The organism is Salmonella sp. SA14318, assembly GCF_029866905.1.
GTDB lineage: Bacteria > Pseudomonadota > Gammaproteobacteria > Enterobacterales > Enterobacteriaceae > Salmonella > Salmonella enterica.
Genome location: NZ_CP123282.1, coordinates 1033037 through 1059429 on the forward strand (window position 1 = coordinate 1033037; position 26393 = coordinate 1059429).

The following is a 26393-nucleotide window of genomic DNA, read 5'->3' on the forward strand; positions in this document are numbered from 1 at the left end:
TCTATGCAACATTTGGATATCGCTGAATTAGTTCGTTCCGCACTGGAAGTAAGTGGTTGCGATCCTTCATTAATTGGAGGAATAGATAGCCATTCAACAATTGTTCTGGATTTATTTGCATTGCCAAGTATCTGTATCAGCGTCAAGGACGATGATGTATGGATCTGGGCGCAATTGGGTGCTGACAGCATGGTGGTATTACAACAGCGGGCTTATGAAATCTTAATGACCATAATGGAAGGATGCCATTTTGCCCGCGGCGGGCAATTACTACTGGGGGAGCAGAATGGGGAGCTAACTCTTAAAGCCTTAGTGCATCCGGATTTTTTATCTGACGGTGAAAAGTTCTCTACTGCCTTGAATGGGTTTTACAACTATCTGGAAGTTTTTAGTCGGTCGCTAATGAGATGAAAACACCTCGTTTACTGCAATATCTGGCCTACCCACAAAAAATAACCGGCCCAATTATTGAGGCGGAATTGCGCGATGTGGCCATTGGCGAACTGTGTGAAATACGCCGTGGCTGGCACCAAAAACAGGTTGTTGCACGTGCGCAGGTGGTTGGCTTACAGCGGGAACGCACCGTGCTGAGCCTTATCGGCAATGCCCAGGGGCTGAGCCGCGATGTCGTGCTTTATCCCACTGGACGTGCGTTATCGGCGTGGGTGGGATACTCGGTATTAGGCGCGGTGTTGGATCCGACGGGGAAAATCGTTGAGCGTTTTACCCCTGAAGTGGCGCCGATTAGCGAAGAACGCGTTATTGATGTCGCACCGCCTTCTTACGCTTCGCGCGTTGGCGTCCGTGAACCGCTGATTACCGGTGTGCGCGCGATTGACGGGTTATTGACCTGTGGCGTAGGCCAGCGAATGGGCATTTTTGCCTCCGCAGGATGCGGTAAGACCATGCTGATGCATATGCTGATCGAGCAAACGGAGGCGGATGTCTTTGTTATCGGTCTTATCGGTGAACGAGGCCGTGAGGTCACTGAATTCGTGGATATGTTGCGCGCTTCGCATAAGAAAGAAAAATGCGTGCTGGTTTTTGCCACTTCCGATTTCCCCTCGGTCGATCGCTGCAATGCGGCGCAACTGGCGACAACCGTAGCGGAATATTTTCGCGACCAGGGAAAACGGGTCGTGCTTTTTATCGATTCCATGACCCGTTATGCGCGTGCTTTGCGAGACGTGGCACTGGCGTCGGGAGAGCGTCCGGCCCGTCGAGGTTATCCCGCCTCCGTATTCGATAATTTGCCCCGCTTGCTGGAACGCCCCGGGGCGACCAGCGAGGGAAGCATTACTGCCTTTTATACGGTACTGCTGGAAAGCGAGGAAGAGGCGGACCCGATGGCGGATGAAATTCGCTCTATCCTTGACGGTCACCTGTATCTGAGCAGAAAGCTGGCCGGGCAGGGACATTACCCGGCAATCGATGTACTGAAAAGCGTAAGCCGCGTTTTTGGACAAGTCACGACGCCGACACATGCTGAACAGGCATCTGCCGTGCGTAAATTAATGACGCGTCTGGAAGAGCTCCAGCTTTTCATTGACTTGGGAGAATATCGTCCTGGCGAAAATATCGATAACGATCGGGCGATGCAGATGCGGGATAGCCTGAAAGCCTGGTTATGCCAGCCGGTAGCGCAATATTCATCCTTTGATGACACGTTGAGCGGTATGAATGCATTCGCTGACCAGAATTAAAGTATTGCAGCGGCGCTGTACGGTATTTCATTCACAGTGTGAGTCGATATTACTTCGCTATCAGGATGAGGACCGCGGGCTGCAGGCCGAGGAGGAGGCGATCCTTGAACAAATAGCGGGTCTGAAATTGTTATTAGATACGCTGCGTGCAGAAAACAGACAGCTCAGTCGTGAGGAAATTTATACGTTATTACGTAAGCAGTCTATTGTTCGCCGGCAGATAAAAGATTTAGAACTCCAGATTATACAAATTCAGGAAAAACGGAGCGAGCTGGAAAAGAAAAGGGAAGAGTTTCAGAAAAAAAGTAAATATTGGTTGCGCAAAGAAGGGAACTATCAACGCTGGATAATCCGTCAGAAAAGACACTACATCCAGCGAGAGATACAGCAGGAAGAGGCCGAGTCAGAGGAGATAATTTAATGGGCGATGTGTCAGCTGTCAGTTCATCCGGAAACATTTTACTGCCGCAGCAGGATGAGGTCGGCGGTTTATCAGAAGCATTAAAAAAAGCGGTGGAGAAACATAAGACAGAATATTCTGGTGATAAAAAAGATCGCGACTATGGTGATGCTTTCGTAATGCATAAAGAAACGGCTTTACCGGTATTACTGGCGGCATGGCGACATGGCGCGCCAGCAAAATCAGAACATCACAATGGCAACGTTTCTGGTCTGCATCATAACGGAAAAGGCGAACTCAGGATTGCTGAAAAACTGTTGAAAGTCACTGCTGAAAAATCTGTCGGTTTGATCTCTGCGGAGGCCAAAGTAGATAAATCCGCAGCGTTGCTATCGTCTAAAAATAGGCCGTTAGAAAGCGTAAGCGGTAAAAAATTATCTGCTGATTTAAAAGCCGTGGAATCCGCTAGTGAAGTAGCCGATAACGCCACGGGAATCTCTGACGATAATATCAAGGCATTGCCTGGAGATAATAAAGCCATCGCGGGCGAAGGCATTCGTAAAGAGGGCGCGCCGCTGGCGCGGGATGTCGCACCTGCCCGAATGGCCGCAGCCAATACCGGTAAGCCTGACGATAAAGATCATAAAAAGGTTAAAGATGTTTCTCAGCTTCCGCTGCAACCAACCACTATCGCCGATCTTAGCCAATTAACCGGCGGCGATGAAAAAATGCCTTTAGCGGCGCAATCAAAGCCGATGATGACTATTTTTCCCACTGCCGATGGCGTGAAAGGAGAGGATAGCTCGCTGACTTACCGTTTTCAGCGCTGGGGAAATGACTATTCCGTCAATATTCAGGCGCGGCAAGCAGGGGAGTTTTCGTTAATACCGTCAAATACGCAGGTTGAACATCGTTTGCATGATCAATGGCAAAACGGTAATCCCCAGCGCTGGCACCTGACGCGAGACGATCAACAAAATCCGCAGCAGCAACAGCACAGACAGCAATCTGGCGAGGAGGATGACGCCTGATGTCATTGCGTGTGAGACAGATTGATCGTCGCGAATGGCTATTGGCGCAAACCGCGACAGAATGCCAGCGCCATGGCCGGGAAGCGACGCTGGAATATCCGACGCGACAGGGAATGTGGGTTCGGTTGAGCGATGCAGAAAAACGGTGGTCGGCCTGGATTAAACCTGGGGACTGGCTTGAGCATGTCTCTCCCGCTCTGGCGGGGGCGGCGGTTTCTGCTGGCGCTGAGCACCTGGTCGTTCCCTGGCTTGCTGCAACAGAGCGACCGTTTGAGTTGCCCGTGCCGCATTTGTCCTGTCGGCGTTTATGCGTAGAGAACCCCGTGCCGGGAAGCGCGCTGCCGGAAGGGAAATTGTTGCACATTATGAGCGATCGGGGCGGCCTGTGGTTTGAGCATCTTCCTGAACTGCCTGCAGTCGGGGGTGGCAGGCCGAAAATGCTGCGTTGGCCGTTGCGCTTTGTAATCGGTAGCAGTGATACGCAGCGTTCGTTGCTGGGCCGAATCGGGATCGGAGATGTACTCCTGATTCGTACTTCCCGTGCGGAAGTTTATTGCTACGCGAAAAAGTTAGGTCATTTCAACCGTGTTGAAGGGGGAATTATTGTGGAAACGTTAGATATTCAACATATCGAAGAAGAAAATAATACAACTGAAACTGCAGAAACTCTGCCTGGCTTGAATCAATTGCCCGTCAAACTGGAATTTGTTTTGTATCGTAAGAACGTTACCCTCGCCGAACTCGAAGCCATGGGGCAGCAACAGCTATTATCACTGCCGACCAATGCTGAACTTAACGTTGAAATTATGGCGAATGGTGTTTTGCTGGGTAATGGCGAACTGGTACAGATGAATGACACCTTAGGCGTTGAGATCCATGAATGGCTGAGCGAGTCTGGTAATGGGGAATGATATCTCATTAATTGCCTTACTGGCATTTTCCACCCTGTTGCCATTTATTATTGCGTCAGGAACCTGTTTCGTTAAATTTTCTATTGTATTTGTCATGGTGCGTAACGCCCTGGGATTGCAGCAGATACCTTCAAATATGACGCTTAACGGCGTCGCATTGCTGCTTTCTATGTTTGTTATGTGGCCCATAATGCATGATGCCTACGTCTATTTTGAGGACGAAGATGTCACCTTTAATGATATTTCGTCATTAAGTAAACACGTTGATGAAGGTCTGGATGGTTATCGCGATTATCTGATCAAATATTCAGATCGCGAGTTAGTCCAGTTTTTTGAAAACGCGCAACTGAAGCGTCAGTATGGAGAAGAGACCGAGACGGTAAAGCGTGACAAAGATGAAATTGAAAAACCATCAATATTTGCGTTATTACCTGCTTATGCGCTGAGCGAAATAAAAAGCGCGTTTAAAATTGGTTTTTATCTCTATTTGCCCTTTGTCGTCGTCGACCTGGTGGTATCCAGCGTGCTACTGGCGCTGGGGATGATGATGATGAGTCCGGTGACGATATCTACACCTATTAAGCTGGTGCTTTTTGTCGCGCTTGATGGCTGGACCTTACTGTCTAAGGGATTGATATTACAGTATATGGACATTGCAACATGACATCATTACGAGACGGGATAGTTAAATGGATGATTTAGTGTTTGCAGGTAATAAGGCGCTCTATCTTGTTTTGATCCTGTCAGGGTGGCCGACGATTGTCGCAACGATTATCGGCCTCCTGGTAGGGTTATTCCAGACGGTAACGCAATTACAGGAACAGACGCTGCCTTTTGGCATTAAATTACTTGGCGTGTGTTTGTGCTTGTTTTTACTCTCTGGCTGGTATGGCGAAGTTTTACTCTCTTACGGGCGTCAGGTGATATTCCTGGCGTTGGCTAAGGGGTAAAAAATGTTTTACGCGTTGTACTTTGAAATTCATCACCTGGTTGCGTCTGCGGCACTAGGGTTTGCTCGCGTGGCGCCGATTTTTTTCTTCCTGCCGTTTTTGAATAGCGGGGTATTAAGCGGCGCGCCGAGAAACGCCATTATCATCCTGGTGGCATTGGGAGTATGGCCGCATGCATTGAACGAGGCGCCGCCGTTTTTATCGGTGGCGATGATCCCGTTAGTTCTGCAAGAAGCGGCGGTAGGCGTCATGCTGGGCTGTCTGCTGTCATGGCCTTTTTGGGTTATGCATGCGCTGGGTTGTATTATCGATAACCAGCGAGGGGCAACGCTAAGTAGCAGTATCGATCCGGCAAACGGTATTGATACCTCGGAAATGGCTAATTTCCTGAATATGTTTGCCGCTGTCGTTTATTTACAAAACGGCGGTCTGGTCACGATGGTTGACGTGTTAAATAAAAGCTATCAGCTATGCGATCCGATGAACGAGTGCACGCCTTCATTACCGCCGCTATTAACGTTTATTAATCAGGTGGCTCAAAACGCCTTGGTTCTGGCCAGTCCGGTGGTATTAGTGCTGTTGCTGTCAGAAGTATTCCTGGGTTTATTGTCGCGCTTTGCTCCGCAAATGAACGCCTTTGCGATTTCACTGACGGTAAAAAGCGGTATTGCTGTTTTAATTATGCTGCTTTATTTCTCCCCGGTACTACCGGACAATGTACTGCGACTCTCTTTCCAGGCCACAGGATTAAGCAGTTGGTTTTACGAGCGAGGGGCGACGCATGTCCTCGAATAAAACAGAAAAACCGACTAAAAAACGGCTGGAAGACTCCGCTAAAAAAGGCCAGTCATTTAAAAGTAAAGATCTCATTATCGCCTGCCTGACGCTGGGAGGAATTGCTTATCTGGTGTCGTATGGCTCATTTAATGAGTTTATGGGGATAATTAAGATCATTATTGCGGATAATTTTGATCAGAGCATGGCTGACTACAGTTTGGCCGTTTTTGGGATAGGGTTAAAATATCTAATTCCATTTATGCTGCTCTGCTTAGTGTGTTCCGCATTACCGGCGTTATTACAGGCCGGTTTTGTGCTGGCGACAGAAGCATTAAAACCTAATTTATCGGCGTTAAACCCGGTAGAAGGGGCGAAAAAACTTTTTAGTATGCGCACGGTTAAAGATACGGTCAAAACCCTACTGTATCTCTCATCCTTTGTGGTGGCCGCCATCATTTGCTGGAAGAAATATAAGGTTGAAATCTTTTCTCAGTTAAATGGCAATGTTGTGGATATTGCCGTCATTTGGCGTGAACTTCTCCTCGCATTGGTATTAACTTGCCTTGCTTGCGCATTGATTGTCTTATTATTGGATGCTATTGCGGAATATTTCCTGACCATGAAAGATATGAAAATGGATAAGGAAGAAGTGAAGCGTGAAATGAAGGAGCAGGAAGGGAACCCAGAGGTTAAATCTAAAAGACGTGAAGTTCATATGGAAATTCTGTCTGAACAGGTGAAATCCGATATTGAAAACTCACGCCTGATTGTTGCCAACCCCACGCATATTACGATCGGGATTTATTTTAAACCCGAATTGATGCCGATTCCGATGATCTCGGTGTATGAAACGAATCAGCGCGCGCTGGCCGTCCGCGCCTATGCGGAGAAGGTTGGCGTACCTGTGATCGTCGATATCAAACTGGCGCGCAGTCTTTTCAAAACCCATCGCCGTTATGATCTGGTGAGTCTGGAAGAAATTGATGAAGTTTTACGTCTTCTGGTTTGGCTGGAAGAGGTAGAAAACGCGGGCAAAGACGTTATTCAGCCACAAGAAAACGAGGTACGGCATTGAGCCGCGTAAAGCAGTAGCGATGTATTCATTGGGCGTTTTTTGAATGTTCACTAACCACCGTCGGGGTTTAATAACTGCATCAGATAAACGCAGTCGTTAAGTTCTACAAAGTCGGTGACAGATAACAGGAGTAAGTAATGGATTATCAAAATAATGTCAGCGAAGAACGTGTTGCGGAAATGATTTGGGATGCCGTTAGTGAAGGCGCCACGCTAAAAGACGTTCACGGGATCCCTCAAGATATGATGGACGGTTTATATGCTCATGCTTATGAGTTTTATAACCAGGGACGACTGGATGAAGCTGAGACATTCTTTCGTTTCTTATGCATTTATGATTTTTACAATCCCGATTACACCATGGGACTGGCGGCGGTATGCCAACTGAAAAAACAATTTCAGAAAGCATGTGACCTTTATGCAGTAGCGTTTACGTTACTTAAAAATGATTATCGCCCCGTTTTTTTTACCGGGCAGTGTCAATTATTAATGCGTAAGGCGGCAAAAGCCAGACAGTGTTTTGAACTTGTCAATGAACGTACTGAAGATGAGTCTCTGCGGGCAAAAGCGTTGGTCTATCTGGAGGCGCTAAAAACGGCGGAGACAGAGCAGCACAGTGAACAAGAAAAGGAATAATTATGGTAAATGACGCAAGTAGCATTAGCCGTAGCGGATATACCCAAAATCCGCGCCTCGCTGAGGCGGCTTTTGAGGGCGTTCGTAAGAACACGGACTTTTTAAAAGCGGCGGATAAAGCTTTTAAAGATGTGGTGGCAACGAAAGCGGGCGACCTTAAAGCCGGAACAAAGTCCGGCGAGAGCGCTATTAATACGGTGGGTCTAAAGCCGCCTACGGACGCCGCCCGGGAAAAACTCTCCAGCGAAGGGCAATTGACGTTACTGCTTGGCAAGTTAATGACCCTACTGGGCGATGTTTCGCTGTCTCAACTGGAGTCTCGTCTGGCGGTATGGCAGGCGATGATTGAGTCACAAAAAGAGATGGGGATTCAGGTATCGAAAGAATTCCAGACGGCTCTGGGAGAGGCTCAGGAGGCGACGGATCTCTATGAAGCCAGCATCAAAAAGACGGATACCGCCAAGAGTGTTTATGACGCTGCGGCCAAAAAACTGACGCAGGCGCAAAATAAATTGCAATCGCTGGACCCGGCTGACCCCGGCTATGCACAAGCTGAAGCCGCGGTAGAACAGGCAGGAAAAGAAGCGACAGAGGCGAAAGAGGCATTAGATAAGGCCACGGATGCGGCGGTTAAAGCAGGCACAGACGCCAAAGCGAAAGCCGAGAAAGCGGATAACATTCTGACTAAATTCCAGGGAACGGCTAATGCCGCCTCTCAGAATCAGGTTTCCCAGGGTGAGCAGGATAATCTGTCAAATGTCGCCCGCCTCACTATGCTCATGGCCATGTTTATTGAGATTGTGGGCAAAAATACGGAAGAAAGCCTGCAAAACGATCTTGCGCTTTTCAACGCCTTGCAGGAAGGGCGTCAGGCGGAGATGGAAAAGAAATCGGCTGAATTTCAGGAAGAGACGCGCAAAGCCGAGGAAACGAACCGCATTATGGGATGTATCGGGAAAGTCCTCGGCGCGCTGCTAACCATTGTCAGCGTTGTGGCCGCTGTTTTTACCGGTGGGGCGAGTCTGGCGCTGGCTGCGGTGGGACTTGCGGTAATGGTGGCCGATGAAATTGTGAAGGCGGCGACGGGGGTGTCGTTTATTCAGCAGGCGCTAAACCCGATTATGGAGCATGTGCTGAAGCCGTTAATGGAGTTGATTGGCAAGGCGATTACCAAAGCGCTGGAAGGATTAGGCGTCGATAAGAAAACGGCAGAGATGGCAGGCAGCATTGTTGGTGCGATTGTTGCCGCTATTGCGATGGTGGCGGTCATTGTGGTGGTCGCAGTTGTCGGGAAAGGCGCGGCGGCGAAACTGGGTAACGCGCTGAGCAAAATGATGGGCGAAACGATTAAGAAGTTGGTGCCTAACGTGCTGAAACAGTTGGCGCAAAACGGCAGCAAACTCTTTACCCAAGGGATGCAACGTATTACTAGCGGCCTGGGTAATGTGGGTAGCAAGATGGGCCTGCAAACGAATGCCTTAAGTAAAGAGCTGGTAGGTAATACCCTAAATAAAGTGGCGTTGGGCATGGAAGTCACGAATACCGCAGCCCAGTCAGCCGGTGGTGTTGCCGAGGGCGTATTTATTAAAAATGCCAGCGAGGCGCTTGCTGATTTTATGCTCGCCCGTTTTGCCATGGATCAGATTCAGCAGTGGCTTAAACAATCCGTAGAAATATTTGGTGAAAACCAGAAGGTAACGGCGGAACTGCAAAAAGCCATGTCTTCTGCGGTACAGCAAAATGCGGATGCTTCGCGTTTTATTCTGCGCCAGAGTCGCGCATAAAAACTGCCAAAATAAAGGGAGAAAAATATGTTAATTAGTAATGTGGGAATAAATCCCGCCGCTTATTTAAATAATCATTCTGTTGAGAATAGTTCACAGACAGCTTCGCAATCCGTTAGCGCTAAAGATATTCTGAATAGTATTGGTATTAGCAGCAGTAAAGTCAGTGACCTGGGGTTGAGTCCTACACTGAGCGCGCCTGCGCCAGGGGTATTAACGCAAACCCCCGGAACGATCACGTCCTTTTTAAAAGCCAGTATTCAAAATACCGACATGAATCAGGATTTGAATGCCCTGGCAAATAATGTCACGACTAAAGCGAATGAGGTTGTGCAAACCCAGTTACGCGAGCAGCAGGCAGAAGTCGGAAAGTTTTTTGATATTAGCGGAATGTCTTCCAGTGCCGTTGCGCTGTTGGCTGCCGCGAATACGTTAATGCTGACGTTGAACCAGGCTGATAGCAAACTGTCTGGTAAGTTGTCATTAGTCAGTTTTGATGCAGCTAAAACGACGGCAAGCTCCATGATGCGCGAAGGGATGAATGCGTTGTCCGGTAGTATTTCCCAGAGCGCGCTTCAGTTGGGGATCACTGGCGTGGGCGCCAAACTGGAATATAAGGGGCTGCAGAATGAAAGAGGCGCGCTTAAACATAATGCCGCGAAGATCGATAAACTGACCACTGAAAGCCACAGTATTAAAAACGTGCTGAACGGGCAGAATAGCGTCAAACTCGGTGCTGAAGGCGTCGATTCTCTGAAATCGTTAAATATGAAGAAAACCGGTACCGATGCGACGAAAAATCTTAATGATGCGACGCTTAAATCTAATGCCGGAACCAGCGCCACGGAAAGTCTGGGTATTAAAGACAGTAATAAACAAATCTCCCCTGAACATCAGGCTATTCTGTCGAAACGTCTTGAGTCTGTCGAATCCGATATTCGTCTTGAGCAGAATACCATGGATATGACCCGAATCGATGCGCGCAAGATGCAGATGACGGGCGATCTGATTATGAAGAACTCGGTCACGGTCGGTGGTATTGCAGGGGCGTCCGGGCAGTACGCCGCTACTCAGGAACGTTCCGAGCAGCAAATTAGCCAGGTGAATAACCGTGTTGCCAGCACCGCATCGGACGAAGCCCGTGAAAGTTCACGTAAATCGACCAGCCTGATTCAGGAAATGCTGAAAACAATGGAGAGCATTAACCAGTCGAAAGCATCCGCACTTGCTGCTATCGCAGGCAATATTCGCGCTTAATCTGAAAGGTCATCTATACGCCATCATGGGTGTGATTTAATCGCGCTCCTGATGGCGAACTGGGGATATTATGCTTAATATTCAAAATTATTCCGCTTCTCCTCATCCGGGGATCGTTGCCGAACGGCCGCAGACTCCCTCGGCGAGCGAGCACGTCGAGACTGCCGTGGTACCGTCTACCACAGAACATCGCGGTACAGATATCATTTCATTATCGCAGGCGGCTACTAAAATCCAGCAGGCACAGCAGACGCTGCAGTCAACGCCACCGATCTCTGAAGAGAATAATGACGAGCGCACGCTGGCGCGCCAGCAGTTGACCAGCAGCCTGAATGCGCTGGCGAAGTCTGGCGTGTCATTATCCGCAGAACAAAATGAGAACCTGCGGAGCGCGTTTTCTGCGCCGACGTCGGCCTTATTTAGCGCTTCGCCTATGGCGCAGCCGAGAACAACCATTTCTGATGCTGAGATTTGGGATATGGTTTCCCAAAATATATCGGCGATAGGTGACAGCTATCTGGGCGTTTATGAAAACGTTGTCGCAGTCTATACCGATTTTTATCAGGCCTTCAGTGATATTCTTTCCAAAATGGGAGGCTGGTTATTACCAGGTAAGGACGGTAATACCGTTAAGCTAGATGTTACCTCACTCAAAAATGATTTAAACAGTTTAGTCAATAAATATAATCAAATAAACAGTAATACCGTTTTATTTCCAGCGCAGTCAGGCAGCGGCGTTAAAGTAGCCACTGAAGCGGAAGCGAGACAGTGGCTCAGTGAATTGAATTTACCGAATAGCTGCCTCAAATCTTATGGATCCGGTTATGTCGTCACCGTTGATCTGACGCCATTACAAAAAATGGTTCAGGATATTGATGGTTTAGGCGCGCCGGGAAAAGATTCAAAACTCGAAATGGATAACGCCAAATATCAAGCCTGGCAGTCGGGTTTTAAAGCGCAGGAAGAAAATCTGAAAACCACATTACAGACGCTGACGCAAAAATATAGCAATGCCAATTCATTATACGACAACCTGGTAAAAGTGCTGAGCAGTACGATAAGTAGCAGCCTGGAAACCGCCAAAAGCTTCCTGCAAGGATAACAGAAGAGGATATTAATAATGGTTACAAGTGTAAGGACTCAGCCCCCCGTCATAATGCCAGGTATGCAGACCGAGATCAAAACGCAGGCCACGAATCTTGCGGCGAATCTTTCCGCAGTCAGAGAAAGTGCCACAACGACGCTGTCAGGGGAAATTAGAGGCCCGCAACTGGAAGATTTTCCCGCGCTGATCAAACAGGCGAGTCTGGATGCGTTGTTTAAATGCGGGAAAGACGCTGAGGCGTTAAAAGAAGTTTTTACCAATTCAAATAATGTCGCCGGTAAGAAAGCGATAATGGAGTTTGCCGGGCTCTTTCGTTCAGCGCTCAACGCCACCAGTGATTCTCCTGAGGCGAAGACGCTACTGATGAAGGTGGGGGCAGAGTATACCGCGCAAATCATAAAAGATGGCCTGAAAGAAAAGTCAGCTTTTGGGCCATGGCTGCCAGAAACAAAGAAAGCGGAAGCGAAGCTGGAAAACCTGGAAAAGCAGCTGTTAGATATTATCAAAAATAACACTGGCGGTGAATTAAGTAAATTATCGACGAATCTTGTTATGCAGGAGGTGATGCCCTATATTGCCAGCTGCATTGAACATAACTTTGGCTGTACGTTAGATCCGTTAACCCGCAGCAATCTTACGCACCTTGTTGACAAAGCGGCGGCGAAGGCGGTTGAGGCGCTTGATATGTGCCACCAAAAATTAACGCAAGAGCAGGGTACCAGCGTAGGACGGGAAGCCCGGCACCTTGAAACGCAAACGTTGATACCCCTGCTGCTACGTAATGTTTTTGCACAAATTCCTGCAGATAAACTGCCTGACCCTAAAATTCCGGAACCTGCGGCTGGACCAGTACCTGATGGTGGGAAAAAAGCAGAACCTACGGGTATTAATATCAATATTAATATTGATAGCAGTAGCCATAGCGTGGATAACAGTAAGCATATTAACAATAGCCGAAGCCATGTCGATAATAGCCAGCGCCATATCGATAATAGCAACCATGATAATAGCCGAACATTTATTGATAACAGCCAACGCCATGGCGAGTCACACCATTCGACTAACAGCAGCAACGTAAGTCATAGTCATTCGCGTGTGGATTCGACTACGCATCAAACGGAGACGGCACACAGCGCCAGCACAGGGGCAATTGACCATGGCATCGCGGGTAAAATTGACGTCACGGCTCATGCGATGGCAGAGGCTGTGACCAACGCTTCATCTGAAAGTAAAGATGGAAAGGTGGTCACGTCAGAAAAGGGCACTACGGGTGAAACACCCTCTTTTGATGAAGTCGATGGCATAACCAGCAAGAGCAGTATCGGCAAGCCGGTACAAGCCACGGTGCACAGCGTTGACGATAATAAACAGCAAAGCCAGACGGCAGAGATTGTGAATGTGAAGCCGCTTGCCAGTCAATTGGCTGGCGTCGAGAATGTTAAAATCGATACCTTACAATCAGACTCGACGGTAATTACAGGTAATAAAGCCGGTACGACCGATAATGATAATAGCCAGACAGATAAGACTGGCCCATTTTCTGGTTTGAAGTTTAAGCAAAATAGTTTCCTCTCAACAGTACCGAGCGTTACGAATATGCATTCAATGCATTTCAACGCCCGTGAGGCGTTTTTGGGTGTGATACGTAAAGCCCTGGAGCCGGATACCTCCACACCGTTCCCTGTACGCAGAGCGTTTGACGGCTTGCGTGCGGAAATATTACCCAATGACACGATAAAGAGTGCAGCGTTGAAAGCGCAATGTAGCGATATTGACAAGCACCCAGAATTGAAAGCGAAAATGGATACGCTTAAAGAGGTCATTACTCATCATCCACAAAAAGAAAAACTGGCTGAGATTGCACTGCAGTTTGCCAGAGAGGCGGGGCTGACCAGGCTAAAAGGGGAAACTGACTATGTGTTAAGTAATGTGCTGGACGGCCTTATCGGAGACGGTAGCTGGCGAGCTGGCCCGGCTTACGAGTCATACCTGAATAAACCTGGCGTGGATCGGGTTATTACAACCGTTGATGGTTTGCACATGCAGCGTTAATTAACCGGGAAAGATGCGATGAATATGGATATTGAAGCAAGAGTCAAAAAAGTGATCACCTCTTGTATTGCCGTTGATGTTGATAGTATCAATGGTCAGACCCATCTGGTTGAGGATCTTTACGCTGACTCATTGGATTTAATTGATATTGTATTTGGTCTTAGTGAGGAGTTTGACATTAGTTGCAATGAAAACGATCTTCCTGATATGACGACCTTTGCGGATATATGCCGTGTTGTTAAAAAAAGTCTTGAGTCCAGGGTGTAGTATTTTTCTCTCGCTCGACAACAATTGAACAAGATTAATTGTTATGAAAATCATCACACATGTAGTACCCGGTTCAGGTATGGCTGCAATATATGATGATATTGCTGACAGTTCGCGTTTTGTTATTAAAGGCAAGTTACGTCATGTTGAAAATGATCCGAAGGAGCTGCTGATATGTGTTCCGATGCGTAGTGAATGGCTATTCTACTGGATTAAAGGAGAGAAATATTGCGCCCGGCGATGGGCGCGAAAATGCATCAAAACATCATGTAACCAGATTAAATTTGAAGAAGCAATCTTATAAAAGATATAATTCAAGAGGAAAGTAAATTGCAAGCACACCAGGATATTATCGCTAATATTGGTGAGAAATTGGGTTTACCGCTCACTTTTGACGACAACAATCAGTGCTTATTACTACTCGATAGCGATATTTTTACGTCTATTGAAGCTAAAGATGATATCTGGTTATTGAACGGTATGATTATACCGTTATCGCCTTTTTGTGGCGATTCTATCTGGCGGCAGATTATGGTGATTAATGGTGAACTGGCTGCGAATAATGAAGGTACGTTAGCGTATATTGATGCCGCAGAGACGTTGTTGTTTATACATGCAATTACCGATCTGACAAATACTTACCATATTATATCGCAGCTTGAGTCATTTGTGAATCAGCAGGAAGCGCTCAAAAACATACTGCAGGAATATGCTAAAGTATGAGGAGAGAAAATTGAATAATTTAACGTTGTCTTCGTTTTCAAAAGTTGGTGTGTCGAATGATGCCCGACTTTATATTGCTAAGGAAAATACTGATAAGGCATATGTTGCGCCTGAAAAATTTTCGTCAAAAGTATTAACCTGGCTTGGAAAAATGCCGTTATTTAAAAACACTGAAGTGGTGCAAAAACATACGGAAAATATCAGAGTACAGGACCAAAAGATTTTACAGACATTTCTCCATGCACTAACGGAAAAATATGGGGAAACAGCGGTTAATGACGCACTGTTAATGTCCCGTATAAATATGAACAAACCCCTTACCCAACGTTTAGCAGTGCAGATCACGGAGTGTGTAAAAGCTGCTGACGAAGGGTTTATAAACCTTATTAATATCAAGGATAATGTTGGTGTCAGGAATGCCGCTTTAGTCATAAAAGGCGGCGATACAAAAGTGGCAGAAAAAAATAACGATGTTGGAGCAGAAAGTAAGCAACCTTTACTTGATATCGCGCTAAAGGGACTTAAAAGAACATTACCGCAACTGGAACAAATGGATGGAAATAGCCTGCGAGAAAACTTCCAGGAGATGGCTTCAGGTAACGGCCCGCTGCGTTCATTAATGACGAATTTACAGAATTTAAATAAAATTCCAGAGGCTAAACAACTTAATGATTATGTTACAACGTTAACAAATATTCAGGTCGGTGTAGCCCGGTTCTCACAATGGGGAACCTGTGGAGGAGAGGTTGAGAGGTGGGTTGATAAAGCCTCTACTCATGAATTAACCCAGGCTGTAAAAAAAATTCACGTTATTGCTAAAGAACTGAAAAATGTTACAGCTGAACTTGAGAAAATAGAAGCCGGCGCGCCAATGCCACAGACGATGAGCGGACCGACACTGGGCCTGGCACGGTTTGCGGTCAGCAGCATTCCAATTAATCAGCAAACCCAGGTGAAACTGAGCGATGGAATGCCTGTGCCAGTGAATACGTTAACTTTTGACGGTAAGCCTGTGGCATTAGCCGGTTCGTACCCCAAAAATACGCCGGACGCGCTGGAAGCGCATATGAAAATGCTTCTTGAAAAAGAATGCTCGTGCCTGGTGGTGTTAACGTCGGAAGATCAGATGCAGGCAAAACAATTACCACCCTATTTCAGAGGGAGCTACACCTTTGGCGAGGTGCATACCAACAGCCAAAAAGTGAGCTCAGCCAGTCAGGGAGAAGCGGTAGACCAATACAATATGCACCTGTCCTGCGGGGAAAAGCAGTATACAATCCCGGTATTACATGTCAAAAATTGGCCAGATCACCAGCCGTTACCGTCTACTGATCAGTTAGAATACCTGGCAGATAGGGTGAAAAATAGTAACCAAAATAGCGCGCCGGGGCGTAGTTCATCAGATAAGCATTTACCGATGATTCATTGTCTGGGCGGAGTGGGGAGAACCGGAACGATGGCGGCGGCTCTTGTACTTAAGGATAATCCTCATAGTAATCTGGAGCAGGTACGTGCAGATTTCCGGGATTCACGGAACAATAGAATGCTGGAAGACGCCTCACAGTTTGTACAACTAAAAGCAATGCAAGCCCAGTTGCTTATGACGACGGCAAGCTGATAAAAATATAGCTTACTTTTAGAACTATCTGAAAGTAAGCTATTCCTGTCTCATTATTTGTTTACCGCGATAGAAAGTCTTTTGTTTTTCTCTTCTGCTGACATCCCTTTTAATTTTCTGTAATTCTCCCAAACTTTTTTAGCATAACGTTTCCTTATATCCGATCGTTTCGGTGACGTCCCGGCATTATAAGCGCCAACGGCCTCCCAGCTATAACCGTAGATTTTCATCATATCTGATAAAATGGATGCGCCCACAATGACAGAAATGCAGGGATCCTGTAACAACTGTTTTTCACTAACCCCCATTTTTTTCAGCCTTTTCATATGGAAGCTGTTAATTTGCATCAGGCCAAGATCGGTTGAACCATCTCGGTTATGACCAATGGCGCCAGGTTTCATCGCCGATTCCTGCTGGGCGATAGCGTAAAGTAGTTCGGATTCAATATTGAACATTTTTTCAGCCTGAAGCCAGCAATCAGCCCATGCTGTATTTATGCTAAGCAACCAGATTACGATGATAAAAAAATAATGCATATCTCCTCTCTCAGATTTTACCGTAATTTAATCAAGCGGGGATCCTGTTTCCATCTTTTGAACCAAATATTGTCTTCGTTTTTAAATTTATTCCACATTTTCTCGGCAATAGCTTCGCCGTGGGCAACCAGCACTAACGGTAATAATCCCGGATTATTATCAATACGCTGTTCGCTTTCCAGAAACTCTCTTATCGTCGGTAAGGCACGCTCACTATTCTGACAGTATTCAGCATAAAGAAGATTAACAGCAATAAGCCCTGTTATTTCCTGCGTGGATATTTCTTTAGTTAATTTTCGTGCCAGTTCATGTTTACCTTTAAGCGAAAGAAACATAACCTGCATACTTAATAATATTGGATTATCCTGCAGGTGTTGTGAGCGTAATTCATCGCCTAAACGTATAGCATCATCAATACCGGTATGATAATAGGTAATCCACAGCTTAGTGATCCCTGCGGCTGCGCGCGTTGGGTCCAATTTTAAACACTCATTAATCGTTTGTAAGGCCTCCTCCAACTGACCAGCCATGAAAAGATTCCAGCCATAATAATATTTAATATCTGCAGAAATGGGCGAAAGTAAGTTAGCTTGTTTGAATAGCAAACTCCCGACGATGTATTCTGAATGAATCGTATTAATTAGCCCCAGTAATCCTAAAGCTTGTGGATTATTGTGGTCCAGCTCTGTCGCCTTAATCGCATGTTCTTTAGCTTTGATCATGGCATTTTGTTTATCAAAAATCCCCATTTGCGCCATGCTGAGGTAGCATTCTGCCAGCGCACAGTAAGGCGCAATGCTGTTTGGCGACATGTTAACGCATTGAGTCAGCAATTTAAGCGCTTGCTGTAAGCTATAGGGGGTGTATTGATTTAACTCATGCTTACCGCGTAAGTAAACCATAGTACTGTCAATCGAATTTAGCTCGCTAATCTGCTTTGTGTCCCAGCGAAGCCCGGGAATACATCTGAGCAAAAGATTCGCAATTTTGTTTTGCAAGAGAGAAGCGGGTTGGTGTTCTATCAACTTAATGCTTTCCTGGTGCAGCAGGTGATAACCTTTAACCCGAACTATCTCGATCTGTACAATGTTATCATTACCATCGGGTATCATCTGCCCGGAGATATAATAATCGGGGCGTAATTGATCCATGAGCTCAAGAATATCCTTAACACTACGGCAGTTCTTCGTAATGGTCACCGGCAGCACGCTCAGGCCAAAGGGCGCATACTGCGATAATCCCTTCACGATAGAGTAATGCAGACTCTCGGATTGAACCTGATCCTGCATCTGAAAAGGAAGTATCGCCAATGTATGAGTCGTAGGTTGCGGCGCTGGCGGAGACACCACTACGACCGGACGATTAAACCGATAGCCCTGTCCGTACAGTGTTTCAATGTAACGATGCTCTTTATCTTCCGACAGAATACGTCGTAAGGCATAAATACAGCGGGTAAGAGATTCTTCGTTAACTTCCGCGTCGCCCCATACCTGGTCCAGTAAGGTGTTTTTACTCACAATCTCGCCGGCGGCTTCGAGCAGGATGACCAGAACGGCATATTCTTTTGGCGGAATATTGACTTTCTTTTCTGAGCGTAGCAGGGAGCCGTCCATGTTGAGTATGAAATCATCAAAGACGAATTTTTTATTCGATACAGGAACAGGATTAAAATGTGGCATGATAATAGTGTATTCTCTTACAGGGTGAAAAGTTATAATAGCTAATACAAGTCGTTAGGATAGAATCTACTGTTTCAGTAATTCTGCTGTTAGTACTAACGGTCAGGTTGAGCTTTTATTATGAGCTTAATGTCATATTGTACGGGCTCGGGTTTATATGTTTTTAACATTTGATTATTTAGCTTATGCCTGTGCTTTAAATAACTGACATGTTGGTAATGATATTGTTATAACTAACCGTGATTATCGAATGGACGCTGTCGTATATCCTGGAGCAGAGAGTCAGCGCCGGGCATCTAAATATTTACATATTTAACCTGGCCTCATTGCAATAGAGATTAGTTTTGTAGCTATCTTACTGCATTTTTTGGGGGTGTAAATGCTGCTTATTATATCTTCATGGTTAATGGTCTGATAATTACACCATCAGAACCATTTTTCTCGAAGATTTCCACTAAATGACCATTCGTTGGAAGTTTAAGAGTGTAATTTGTCTTAGGTGTCAAAATATAAATGAAAGACTGTTTTTAATGGTGCGCTTATTTTTATATTTTTTTGCAAAATAATGATATCGTCTTTTCTTTACTCCTTTCAGCTATAGCGTCAAAAAGGCAGGGGGGTTATGAGCAGTATCATCCTCAGGCTGGCCCCCAGGCATTATATCGATATCAGGAGGAAGAGAAGAGGTATGCCTGGCAGAAAGCTAACAAGCGTGACTGTTTCGGTGTAGACCGTTCAGGCAAATAGTTCTCATAGGGAACGGATGATGTATAAATATGAATAAAATGCCGGCCTTAATCCACAGGGTTAAAGCCGGAAGGAGATAGTGTCATCTGGACGAATTCTTACGCTGTGAATAAGGCAATATCGGTTTACCAGTCATCATAGCGATGACAAGTTCACAAAAATCGTGTTATATAATCAGCCTTACTTTAAATTACCAGAGATATCAGTATAAGCTGTCTTCCGGACAGAACAATGATATTAAATAGCCTCCCATCCTGATATAGCGTGTTAATGCGCAGTCTGAATTTTAAATTATTACAATTTTAATAAAAATCTTTACTTGAGTGACAGATACAAAAAATGTTAATGGTTCGCCATTTTTATGAATGTCGATGGCGTAGTTTTAAAATATTTTTTGAAACATTGAATGAAGTAGGACGTGCTGTCATAACCACATTTTAATGCTACAGCATTAACATTATGGTTGCCTATGCGTAAAAGTTTTGCTGCCTGATTCATTCTTGCCGATAAGTAGATGTCGCTAAAGCTGGTACCTTCTTCTGCAAGTTTCCGTTTGAGCGTTGACGTACTCATAAATATATGATCGGCAACATCCGTAAGCTTCCACTGTCTACTGGGTGACGAAGATATAATGTTGTAAACGCGCTCCTTTAACGTTATCTGAGCCGAGCTAAGGATGATCTCATAACTCTCCGGGAGTCGGAGAAAAGCAGTAAGCAGGAACAGCAGAAAATAAGGAATTAACTCTTCATTTTCAATACAACTTTTGTTGTTACAGTTACTGCAACCTTTGCTTGTATCCTTCGTACAGGAGAACGCCGTTTTCAGATGTTCAAATACCTCTCTTCTGGCAGGAAAGTCAGGCGTATAGAAGATCTTCTGCGCTTTCTCTGTGGGTACCGCCATTTTGGTTTGCTGCTCGTTTGGGATAAGTGCATAGAGAGCGCCAAGTCGTTGCGTCGGTATCTCGAGTATATCGAAATCCATGTGGCCATTGACCTCTTCAAGCGTCACGTTAACTACCTGCTCTTTTTTGAGCACCAACATCCCAGGTTCGTCACAGTAAATCGTATCGTGATTATTGCTAATCGTCAGTTTACCGCTCCGAAAGCAAACTAAAGTGAAACTGCTTACATAAAGATTTTTGATGGTAACCTGCTGAGTCTGACTTTTAATTTGCTGCCGGGTATTTGTCAAAAGTGATTTTAATTTCTGTAAGTTATCTGCGGCAGGACGCTGATGACTATTACTTACAAAGGTTACATTTTCCATATTATCCCTTTGTTGATGTTATTTTAATGTTCCTTACTGGTATCCTACTGAAAAAATCTGAGTTGTAAATGCTCTTTATTAGCGTGTGTTGGCAATGGTCTGATTGTTACACCAAAAGAACCCAAATTTGGGTAATTTATCTACAGTAGTTTAAGCCCCAATGGGGATGATGGTTCTTTTAATATGTGTTGAGACGCATTATACAGAATAAATTGATTTTATTTCTCACTTTTCATTCTATTTTCATCAGGAATCCCTGTGTCCTGTGCGGTAATCTGCTGCTATCGAGAACGACAGACATCGCTAACAGTATATATGGAAACATCAAAAGAGAAGACGATAACAAGCCCAGGGCCATACATAGTTCGATTACTTAACAGCTCACTGAACGGCTGTGAGTTTCCATTGCTGACAGGCCGAACACTCTTTGTGGTAGGTCAGAGTGATGCGCTCACTGCTTCAGGCCAACTCCCTGATATACCTGCCGATAGCTTTTTTATCCCGCTGGACCATGGCGGAGTAAATTTTGAAATCCAGGTGGATACGGATGCGACCGAAATTATACTCCATGAGCTGAAAGAAGGAAATTCTGAATCTCGTTCGGTGCAATTAAATACGCCAATACAGGTCGGTGAATTGCTTATCCTGATTCGCCCGGAAAGCGAGCCGTGGGTGCCCGAGCAGCCTGAGAAGTTAGAAACGTCTGCAAAAAAGAACGAGCCGCGTTTTAAAAACGGAATTGTAGCCGCACTGGCCGGGTTTTTTATATTGGGAATTGGGACGGTGGGGACGTTATGGATACTTAACTCGCCGCAGCGGCAGGCCGCAGAGCTCGATTCGTTATTGGGGCAGGAGAAGGAGCGCTTTCAGGTGTTGCCAGGACGGGACAAAATGCTCTATGTCGCTGCGCAAAATGAAAGAGATACGCTGTGGGCTCGTCAGGTTTTAGCGAGGGGCGATTATGATAAAAATGCGCGAGTGATTAACGAAAACGAAGAAAATAAGCGTATCTCTACCTGGCTGGATACCTATTATCCGCAGCTGGCTTATTATCGGCTTCATTTCGATGAGCCGCGTAAACCCGTTTTCTGGCTAAGCCGCCAGCGAAACACGATGAGCAAGAAAGAGCTCGAGGTGTTAAGTCAAAAGCTGAGAGCGCTAATGCCTTACGCGGATTCGGTTAACATCACGTTGATGGACGATGTTACCGCCGCAGGCCAGGCGGAAGCGGGGCTAAAACAGCAGGCGTTACCTTATTCCCGCAGGAATCATAAGGGGGGCGTAACGTTTGTTATTCAGGGGGCGCTCGATGATGTAGAAATACTCAGAGCCCGTCAATTTGTCGATAGCTATTACCGCACATGGGGAGGACGCTATGTGCAGTTTGCGATCGAATTAAAAGATGACTGGCTCAAGGGGCGCTCATTTCAGTACGGGGCGGAAGGTTATATCAAAATGAGCCCAGGCCATTGGTATTTCCCAAGCCCACTTTAATTTAACGCAAATAAGGAAGTCATTATGCCAACATCTTGGTCAGGCTATCTGGATGAAGTTTCTGCAAAATTTGATAAGGGCGTTGATGATCTACAAACGCAGGTAACAGAGGCGCTGGATAAATTAGCAGCAAAACCCTCCGATCCGGCGCTACTGGCGGCGTATCAGAGTAAGCTTTCGGAATATAACTTGTACCGTAACGCGCAATCGAACACGGTAAAAGTCTTTAAGGATATTGATGCTGCCATTATTCAGAACTTCCGTTAATCAGTTATAAGGTGGATTATGTCGATTGCAACTATTGTCCCTGAGAATGCCGTTATAGGGCAGGCGGTCAATATCAGGTCTATGGAGACGGACATTGTCTCGCTGGATGACCGGCTACTCCAGGCTTTTTCTGGTTCGGCGATTGCCACGGCTGTGGATAAACAGACGATTACCAACAGGATTGAGGACCCTAATCTGGTGACGGATCCTAAAGAGCTGGCTATTTCGCAAGAGATGATTTCAGATTATAACCTGTATGTTTCTATGGTAAGTACCCTTACTCGTAAAGGAGTCGGGGCTGTTGAAACGCTATTACGCTCATGATTCGTCGATATCTATATACCTTTTTGCTGGTAATGACCCTTGCCGGCTGTAAGGATAAGGATCTTTTAAAAGGACTGGACCAGGAACAGGCTAATGAGGTCATTGCCGTTCTGCAAATGCACAATATAGAGGCGAATAAAATTGATAGCGGAAAATTGGGCTATAGCATTACCGTTGCTGAGCCTGATTTTACCGCTGCGGTGTACTGGATTAAAACTTATCAGCTTCCTCCCCGGCCACGGGTGGAAATAGCGCAGATGTTCCCGGCGGATTCGCTGGTATCCTCTCCGCGAGCTGAAAAGGCCAGGTTATATTCGGCTATTGAACAGCGACTGGAACAGTCATTACAGACGATGGAGGGCGTGCTCTCCGCCAGGGTCCATATTAGTTATGATATTGATGCTGGTGAAAATGGCCGCCCGCCAAAACCTGTTCATCTGTCGGCATTAGCCGTATATGAACGAGGTTCGCCGCTTGCGCATCAGATCAGCGATATCAAGCGTTTCTTAAAGAATAGTTTTGCCGATGTGGATTATGACAACATTTCTGTTGTGTTGTCAGAACGTTCTGATGCCCAATTACAGGCTCCCGGCACACCAGTAAAACGTAATTCTTTTGCAACCAGTTGGATTGTGTTGATTATTTTGTTATCCGTGATGTCAGCAGGCTTTGGCGTCTGGTATTACAAAAACCATTATGCCCGCAATAAGAAAGGCATAACGGCTGATGATAAGGCGAAATCGTCAAATGAATAGGCAGCCATTACCCATTATCTGGCAAAGAATCATTTTTGATCCGTTATCGTATATCCATCCTCAGCGGTTGCAGATAGCGCCGGAAATGATTGTCAGACCCGCCGCCAGGGCGGCGGCAAATGAGTTAATACTGGCGGCATGGCGGCTTAAGAACGGAGAAAAGGAGTGTATTCAAAACTCACTGACGCAGCTGTGGCTGCGTCAGTGGCGCCGACTGCCGCAAGTAGCGTATTTACTCGGTTGCCATAAACTGAGAGCCGATCTGGCAAGGCAGGGAGCCTTGCTTGGCCTGCCGGATTGGGCGCAAGCATTTTTGGCAATGCATCAGGGAACAAGTTTATCTGTCTGCAATAAGGCGCCAAATCACCGGTTTTTACTTAGCGTCGGGTATGCACAGTTAAATGCCCTGAATGAATTTTTACCTGAATCTTTAGCACAGCGTTTTCCTTTGCTTTTTCCTCCATTTATTGAGGAGGCATCGAAGCAGGATGCTGTAGAAATGTCAATTTTGCTACTGGCCTTACAATATGCTCAAAAATATCCCAATTCCGTCCCCGCTTTCGCCTGTTGAGGGGATACTGATAAAGCGTAAAACGCTGGAACGTTATTTCTCTATTGAAAGATTAGAACAGCAGGCGCATCAACGGGCTAAGCGTATTTTGCGAGAGGCGGAAGAAGAGGCAAAGACCTTGCGGATGTACGCCTATCAGGAAGGTTACGAGCAGGGAATGATAGACGCGTTACAGCAGGTCGCCGCTTATCTTACTGATAATCAGACAATGGCCTGGAAGTGGATGGAAAAAATACAGATTTATGCCCGCGAGTTATTTTCAGCTGCGGTCGACCATCCCGAAACGCTTTTAACCGTCCTGGATGAGTGGCTAAGGGATTTCGATAAGCCTGAGGGGCAACTTTTTTTAACACTACCAGTTAACGCGAAAAAAGATCACCAAAAACTGATGGTGTTGCTTATGGAGAACTGGCCAGGCACTTTTAATCTTAAATATCATCAGGAACAGCGCTTTATCATGAGTTGCGGCGATCAGATCGCAGAATTTTCACCTGAACAATTTGTTGAAACGGCAGTAGGCGTCATTAAGCATCATCTTGATGAACTTCCACAAGACTGCCGGACGATTTCTGATAACGCCATTAACGCACTTATTGATGAATGGAAGACAAAAACGCAAGCATTGTAAAATGGAGGTTATAAGGTGATACCGGGTACGATTCCGACTTCTTATTTGGTCCCGACAGCGGATACTGAAGCGACGGGTGTGGTTTCGTTGAGTGCCAGGGCCGCTATGCTGAATAATGTGGATAGCGCGCCTTTAAGCAATGGCGGCGACGTTGATCTTTATGATGCATTCTACCAACGACTTTTGGCGCTTCCTGAGTCAGCCTCTTCTGAAACGCTTAAAGATAGCATTTATCAAGAGATGAATGCCTTCAAAGATCCGAAAAGTGGTGATTCGGCTTTTGTTTCTTTTGAGCAGCAAACGGCTATGCTACAAAACATGTTAGCAAAAGTTGAACCGGGTACTCATTTATATGAGGCTTTAAACGGGGTATTAGTTGGTACAATGAATGCGCAGTCACAAATGACCTCCTGGATGCAGGAGATTATTTTATCGGGCGGGGAAAACAAAGAGGCAATTGACTGGTGAACCCCCCATTGCTGGCGATTTGTGATAAGGTATGGTGTATATATTAGCAAATAATGCAGAAAATGCACCATGTCAGTGTATCTATCTTATTGATGTATATGGATTATTAAGGTATCTACCAGGCGTTTTATTCTGAAATGATTATATTAATATTGTAAGCTTCCATTACAAAATTGTGCATAAAGTTTGTAAGAGTATCTTTTTGTGACGAAATGAACGCGCGTTGGAATGTAATTATTGGCTATAATAATAAAAAAATCGGATTTAAATCATCTCTGTGAGTTTTAATTATTTGTTTATAAGAATATAACGATTTTGAGTTCCTTATAGCACACAGGATAAAATATGGTATTGCCTTCAATGAATAAATCAGTTGAGGCCATTAGCAATAATCACCTTCAACAGCCGAACAAATTTCCATTAATAAATGGATTAGCTGACGTAAGAGACTATTATGTCGCAAACTGCTTATTATTTAAACTTAATAAAGGCAGTTTGCGAATTGAAAACGAATTTGGGGAGTTCATCGAACAATCTGCGCCGTGTTTATTTTTATTGGAAAAAGATCAAACAATCACTCTTAGTATGAGCGAAATAGAAGGGCATATTGATTTTTCTTCACTGGAAGTTTCCTATGACTTAATGCAAAAATTCTACAAAGTTTTTTACAGTACAAGAAACTATAATGATCGAGAGCTATCATTAAAAACGAAACCAAAGTATTTTTTTCATGCGGACTTGTTGCCAGGGATGAGTGATACTTTTGACTCTATTTTGCATGGTGTGGCATGTCCACGGGTTTGTAGTAATGTGAGTATTGATGATCATGATTATTCATATTTCTCATTGATGTATCTTATATCGGCATTTGTACGTAAGCCCGGTGGGTTTGACTTCCTTGAGCGAGCAATAAAAATTACGACAAAAGAGAAAGTTTATAACATTATTATCAGCGATCTCACCCGCAAATGGTCACAGGCTGAGGTGGCAGGAAAGCTGTTTATGAGCGTATCAAGTCTGAAGCGAAAACTGGCCGCTGAAGAGGTGAGTTTTAGCAAAATATACCTGGATGCTCGTATGAATCAGGCTATAAAATTATTACGTATGGGGGCTGGAAATATTTCACAAGTCGCGACGATGTGTGGCTATGATACGCCTTCTTATTTTATCGCTATTTTTAAAAGGCATTTTAAGATTACACCGCTTAGCTTTATGCGTACAATGAACCATTGATTTGTGAAATTATTTTAAACGTTACTATCTGTCTGCGTTACAGATACCAAATATTTTTTTAATCGTAGTGTATATTTCAGTATCGCTACACCAGTGATATGTAGTTAATGAAAGGGAATCGAAAGCGTTCA

The 26393-nt window shown here is 45.4% G+C and carries 29 protein-coding genes; 26 read left to right on the top strand and 3 right to left on the bottom strand.

The features are described 5' to 3' along the window. Nucleotides 1-3: 3 nt before the first annotated feature. The 18 genes from spaK to sptP all read left to right on the top strand — a co-directional run bounded on the left by spaK (nucleotide 4) and on the right by sptP (nucleotide 16288). Nucleotides 4-411, top strand: a complete 408-nt coding sequence (gene spaK, locus QEN32_RS04920) for an SPI-1 type III secretion system chaperone SpaK (protein WP_001164066.1) — start codon at nucleotides 4-6, stop codon at nucleotides 409-411. Beyond that, on the top strand, nucleotides 408-1703 hold the full coding sequence (invC, locus tag QEN32_RS04925) for a SctN family type III secretion system ATPase InvC (RefSeq protein ID WP_000856766.1): 1296 nt from the start codon (nucleotides 408-410) through the stop codon (nucleotides 1701-1703). The genes spaK and invC overlap by 4 nt, the downstream gene beginning before the upstream one ends. Beyond that, nucleotides 1681-2124 (top strand): SPI-1 type III secretion system protein SpaM, encoded by a 444-nt coding sequence (spaM, locus tag QEN32_RS04930; protein WP_000555884.1) that lies wholly within the window; start codon nucleotides 1681-1683, stop codon nucleotides 2122-2124. Before invC ends, spaM begins: the two co-directional genes overlap by 23 nt. Then, on the top strand, nucleotides 2124-3134 hold the full coding sequence (gene spaN / locus QEN32_RS04935; protein WP_000503104.1) for an SPI-1 type III secretion system protein SpaN: 1011 nt from the start codon (nucleotides 2124-2126) through the stop codon (nucleotides 3132-3134). Before spaM ends, spaN begins: the two co-directional genes overlap by 1 nt. Beyond that, nucleotides 3134-4045 carry an SPI-1 type III secretion system protein SpaO gene (spaO, locus tag QEN32_RS04940; RefSeq protein WP_000058734.1) on the top strand — a complete coding sequence of 304 codons (912 nt, stop codon included), beginning with the start codon at nucleotides 3134-3136 and terminating at the stop codon, nucleotides 4043-4045. Before spaN ends, spaO begins: the two co-directional genes overlap by 1 nt. Next, on the top strand, nucleotides 4035-4709 hold the full coding sequence (gene spaP, locus QEN32_RS04945) for an SPI-1 type III secretion system export apparatus protein SpaP (protein WP_000526016.1): 675 nt from the start codon (nucleotides 4035-4037) through the stop codon (nucleotides 4707-4709). The genes spaO and spaP overlap by 11 nt, the downstream gene beginning before the upstream one ends. 25 nt (nucleotides 4710-4734) lie before the next feature. Beyond that, entirely contained in the window at nucleotides 4735-4995 is a 261-nt protein-coding gene (gene spaQ / locus QEN32_RS04950) for an SPI-1 type III secretion system export apparatus protein SpaQ (RefSeq protein WP_000342503.1), read from the top strand. Between the two features lie 3 nt (nucleotides 4996-4998). Beyond that, entirely contained in the window at nucleotides 4999-5790 is a 792-nt protein-coding gene (spaR, locus tag QEN32_RS04955; RefSeq protein ID WP_000498965.1) for an SPI-1 type III secretion system export apparatus protein SpaR, read from the top strand. After that, nucleotides 5777-6847 (top strand): SPI-1 type III secretion system export apparatus protein SpaS, encoded by a 1071-nt coding sequence (gene spaS, locus QEN32_RS04960; protein ID WP_000097721.1) that lies wholly within the window; start codon nucleotides 5777-5779, stop codon nucleotides 6845-6847. Before spaR ends, spaS begins: the two co-directional genes overlap by 14 nt. A gap of 137 nt (nucleotides 6848-6984) precedes the next feature. Continuing rightward, nucleotides 6985-7482, top strand: a complete 498-nt coding sequence (gene sicA, locus QEN32_RS04965) for a SycD/LcrH family type III secretion system chaperone SicA (RefSeq protein WP_000386309.1) — start codon at nucleotides 6985-6987, stop codon at nucleotides 7480-7482. Nucleotides 7483-7484: 2 nt separating this feature from the next. Then, a complete protein-coding gene (gene sipB / locus QEN32_RS04970) occupies nucleotides 7485-9266 on the top strand; it encodes an SPI-1 type III secretion system needle tip complex protein SipB (protein WP_000245779.1) in 1782 nt (593 codons plus the stop codon). A gap of 27 nt (nucleotides 9267-9293) precedes the next feature. Further along, a complete protein-coding gene (gene sipC / locus QEN32_RS04975) occupies nucleotides 9294-10523 on the top strand; it encodes an SPI-1 type III secretion system needle tip complex protein SipC (protein ID WP_000909019.1) in 1230 nt (409 codons plus the stop codon). Nucleotides 10524-10593: 70 nt separating this feature from the next. Then, nucleotides 10594-11625, top strand: a complete 1032-nt coding sequence (sipD, locus tag QEN32_RS04980; RefSeq protein WP_023231968.1) for an SPI-1 type III secretion system needle tip complex protein SipD — start codon at nucleotides 10594-10596, stop codon at nucleotides 11623-11625. 18 nt (nucleotides 11626-11643) lie between these two features. Beyond that, nucleotides 11644-13680: an SPI-1 type III secretion system effector SipA gene (sipA, locus tag QEN32_RS04985; protein WP_265321973.1), complete on the top strand. Its 2037-nt coding sequence runs from the start codon at nucleotides 11644-11646 to the stop codon at nucleotides 13678-13680. 18 nt (nucleotides 13681-13698) lie between these two features. Beyond that, the gene (locus QEN32_RS04990) at nucleotides 13699-13947 is read left to right on the top strand and encodes an acyl carrier protein (protein ID WP_001055579.1); all 249 of its coding nucleotides are present in this window, start codon (nucleotides 13699-13701) and stop codon (nucleotides 13945-13947) included. Between the two features lie 43 nt (nucleotides 13948-13990). Next, on the top strand, nucleotides 13991-14251 hold the full coding sequence (locus QEN32_RS04995; RefSeq protein ID WP_000692252.1) for a hypothetical protein: 261 nt from the start codon (nucleotides 13991-13993) through the stop codon (nucleotides 14249-14251). A gap of 26 nt (nucleotides 14252-14277) precedes the next feature. Next, entirely contained in the window at nucleotides 14278-14670 is a 393-nt protein-coding gene (gene sicP, locus QEN32_RS05000; protein ID WP_001748715.1) for a chaperone SicP, read from the top strand. After that, nucleotides 14657-16288: an SPI-1 type III secretion system effector GTPase-activating protein SptP gene (gene sptP, locus QEN32_RS05005; RefSeq protein WP_094964716.1), complete on the top strand. Its 1632-nt coding sequence runs from the start codon at nucleotides 14657-14659 to the stop codon at nucleotides 16286-16288. The genes sicP and sptP overlap by 14 nt, the downstream gene beginning before the upstream one ends. Nucleotides 16289-16341: 53 nt before the next feature. On the opposite strand, the gene iagB is transcribed toward sptP, so the two are convergent. The 3 genes from iagB to hilD all read right to left on the bottom strand — a co-directional run bounded on the left by iagB (nucleotide 16342) and on the right by hilD (nucleotide 20522). Further along, nucleotides 16342-16824 carry an SPI-1 type III secretion system invasion protein IagB gene (gene iagB / locus QEN32_RS05010; protein ID WP_020899139.1) on the bottom strand — a complete coding sequence of 161 codons (483 nt, stop codon included), beginning with the start codon at nucleotides 16822-16824 and terminating at the stop codon, nucleotides 16342-16344. 17 nt (nucleotides 16825-16841) lie between these two features. Beyond that, on the bottom strand, nucleotides 16842-18503 hold the full coding sequence (hilA, locus tag QEN32_RS05015) for a transcriptional regulator HilA (protein WP_001120085.1): 1662 nt from the start codon (nucleotides 18501-18503) through the stop codon (nucleotides 16842-16844). A 1089-nt stretch (nucleotides 18504-19592) separates the two neighbouring features. Beyond that, a complete protein-coding gene (hilD, locus tag QEN32_RS05020) occupies nucleotides 19593-20522 on the bottom strand; it encodes a transcriptional regulator HilD (RefSeq protein WP_000432699.1) in 930 nt (309 codons plus the stop codon). A gap of 315 nt (nucleotides 20523-20837) precedes the next feature. Between hilD and prgH the strand changes: the two genes are divergently transcribed. The 8 genes from prgH to hilC all read left to right on the top strand — a co-directional run bounded on the left by prgH (nucleotide 20838) and on the right by hilC (nucleotide 26262). Next, nucleotides 20838-22016, top strand: a complete 1179-nt coding sequence (gene prgH / locus QEN32_RS05025) for a type III secretion system inner membrane ring protein PrgH (protein ID WP_000450196.1) — start codon at nucleotides 20838-20840, stop codon at nucleotides 22014-22016. Nucleotides 22017-22040: 24 nt separating this feature from the next. Continuing rightward, on the top strand, nucleotides 22041-22283 hold the full coding sequence (locus QEN32_RS05030) for a type III secretion system needle complex protein (RefSeq protein WP_001143298.1): 243 nt from the start codon (nucleotides 22041-22043) through the stop codon (nucleotides 22281-22283). 18 nt (nucleotides 22284-22301) lie between these two features. Then, the gene (gene prgJ / locus QEN32_RS05035; protein ID WP_000020431.1) at nucleotides 22302-22607 is read left to right on the top strand and encodes a type III secretion system inner rod protein PrgJ; all 306 of its coding nucleotides are present in this window, start codon (nucleotides 22302-22304) and stop codon (nucleotides 22605-22607) included. Beyond that, on the top strand, nucleotides 22604-23362 hold the full coding sequence (gene prgK / locus QEN32_RS05040) for a type III secretion system inner membrane ring lipoprotein PrgK (protein WP_000621238.1): 759 nt from the start codon (nucleotides 22604-22606) through the stop codon (nucleotides 23360-23362). Before prgJ ends, prgK begins: the two co-directional genes overlap by 4 nt. Continuing rightward, nucleotides 23334-23933 (top strand): oxygen-regulated invasion protein OrgA, encoded by a 600-nt coding sequence (orgA, locus tag QEN32_RS05045; RefSeq protein WP_001591231.1) that lies wholly within the window; start codon nucleotides 23334-23336, stop codon nucleotides 23931-23933. Before prgK ends, orgA begins: the two co-directional genes overlap by 29 nt. Beyond that, nucleotides 23890-24561, top strand: coding sequence for a type III secretion system linker protein OrgB (gene orgB / locus QEN32_RS05050; RefSeq protein WP_000916655.1), 672 nt, complete (start codon nucleotides 23890-23892; stop codon nucleotides 24559-24561). Before orgA ends, orgB begins: the two co-directional genes overlap by 44 nt. A gap of 15 nt (nucleotides 24562-24576) precedes the next feature. Continuing rightward, nucleotides 24577-25029, top strand: coding sequence for a type III secretion system effector protein OrgC (locus QEN32_RS05055; protein WP_000612177.1), 453 nt, complete (start codon nucleotides 24577-24579; stop codon nucleotides 25027-25029). Nucleotides 25030-25374: 345 nt separating this feature from the next. Then, a complete protein-coding gene (gene hilC, locus QEN32_RS05060) occupies nucleotides 25375-26262 on the top strand; it encodes an invasion transcriptional regulator HilC (RefSeq protein WP_000243998.1) in 888 nt (295 codons plus the stop codon). The last annotated feature ends 131 nt before the right edge of the window (nucleotides 26263-26393 follow it).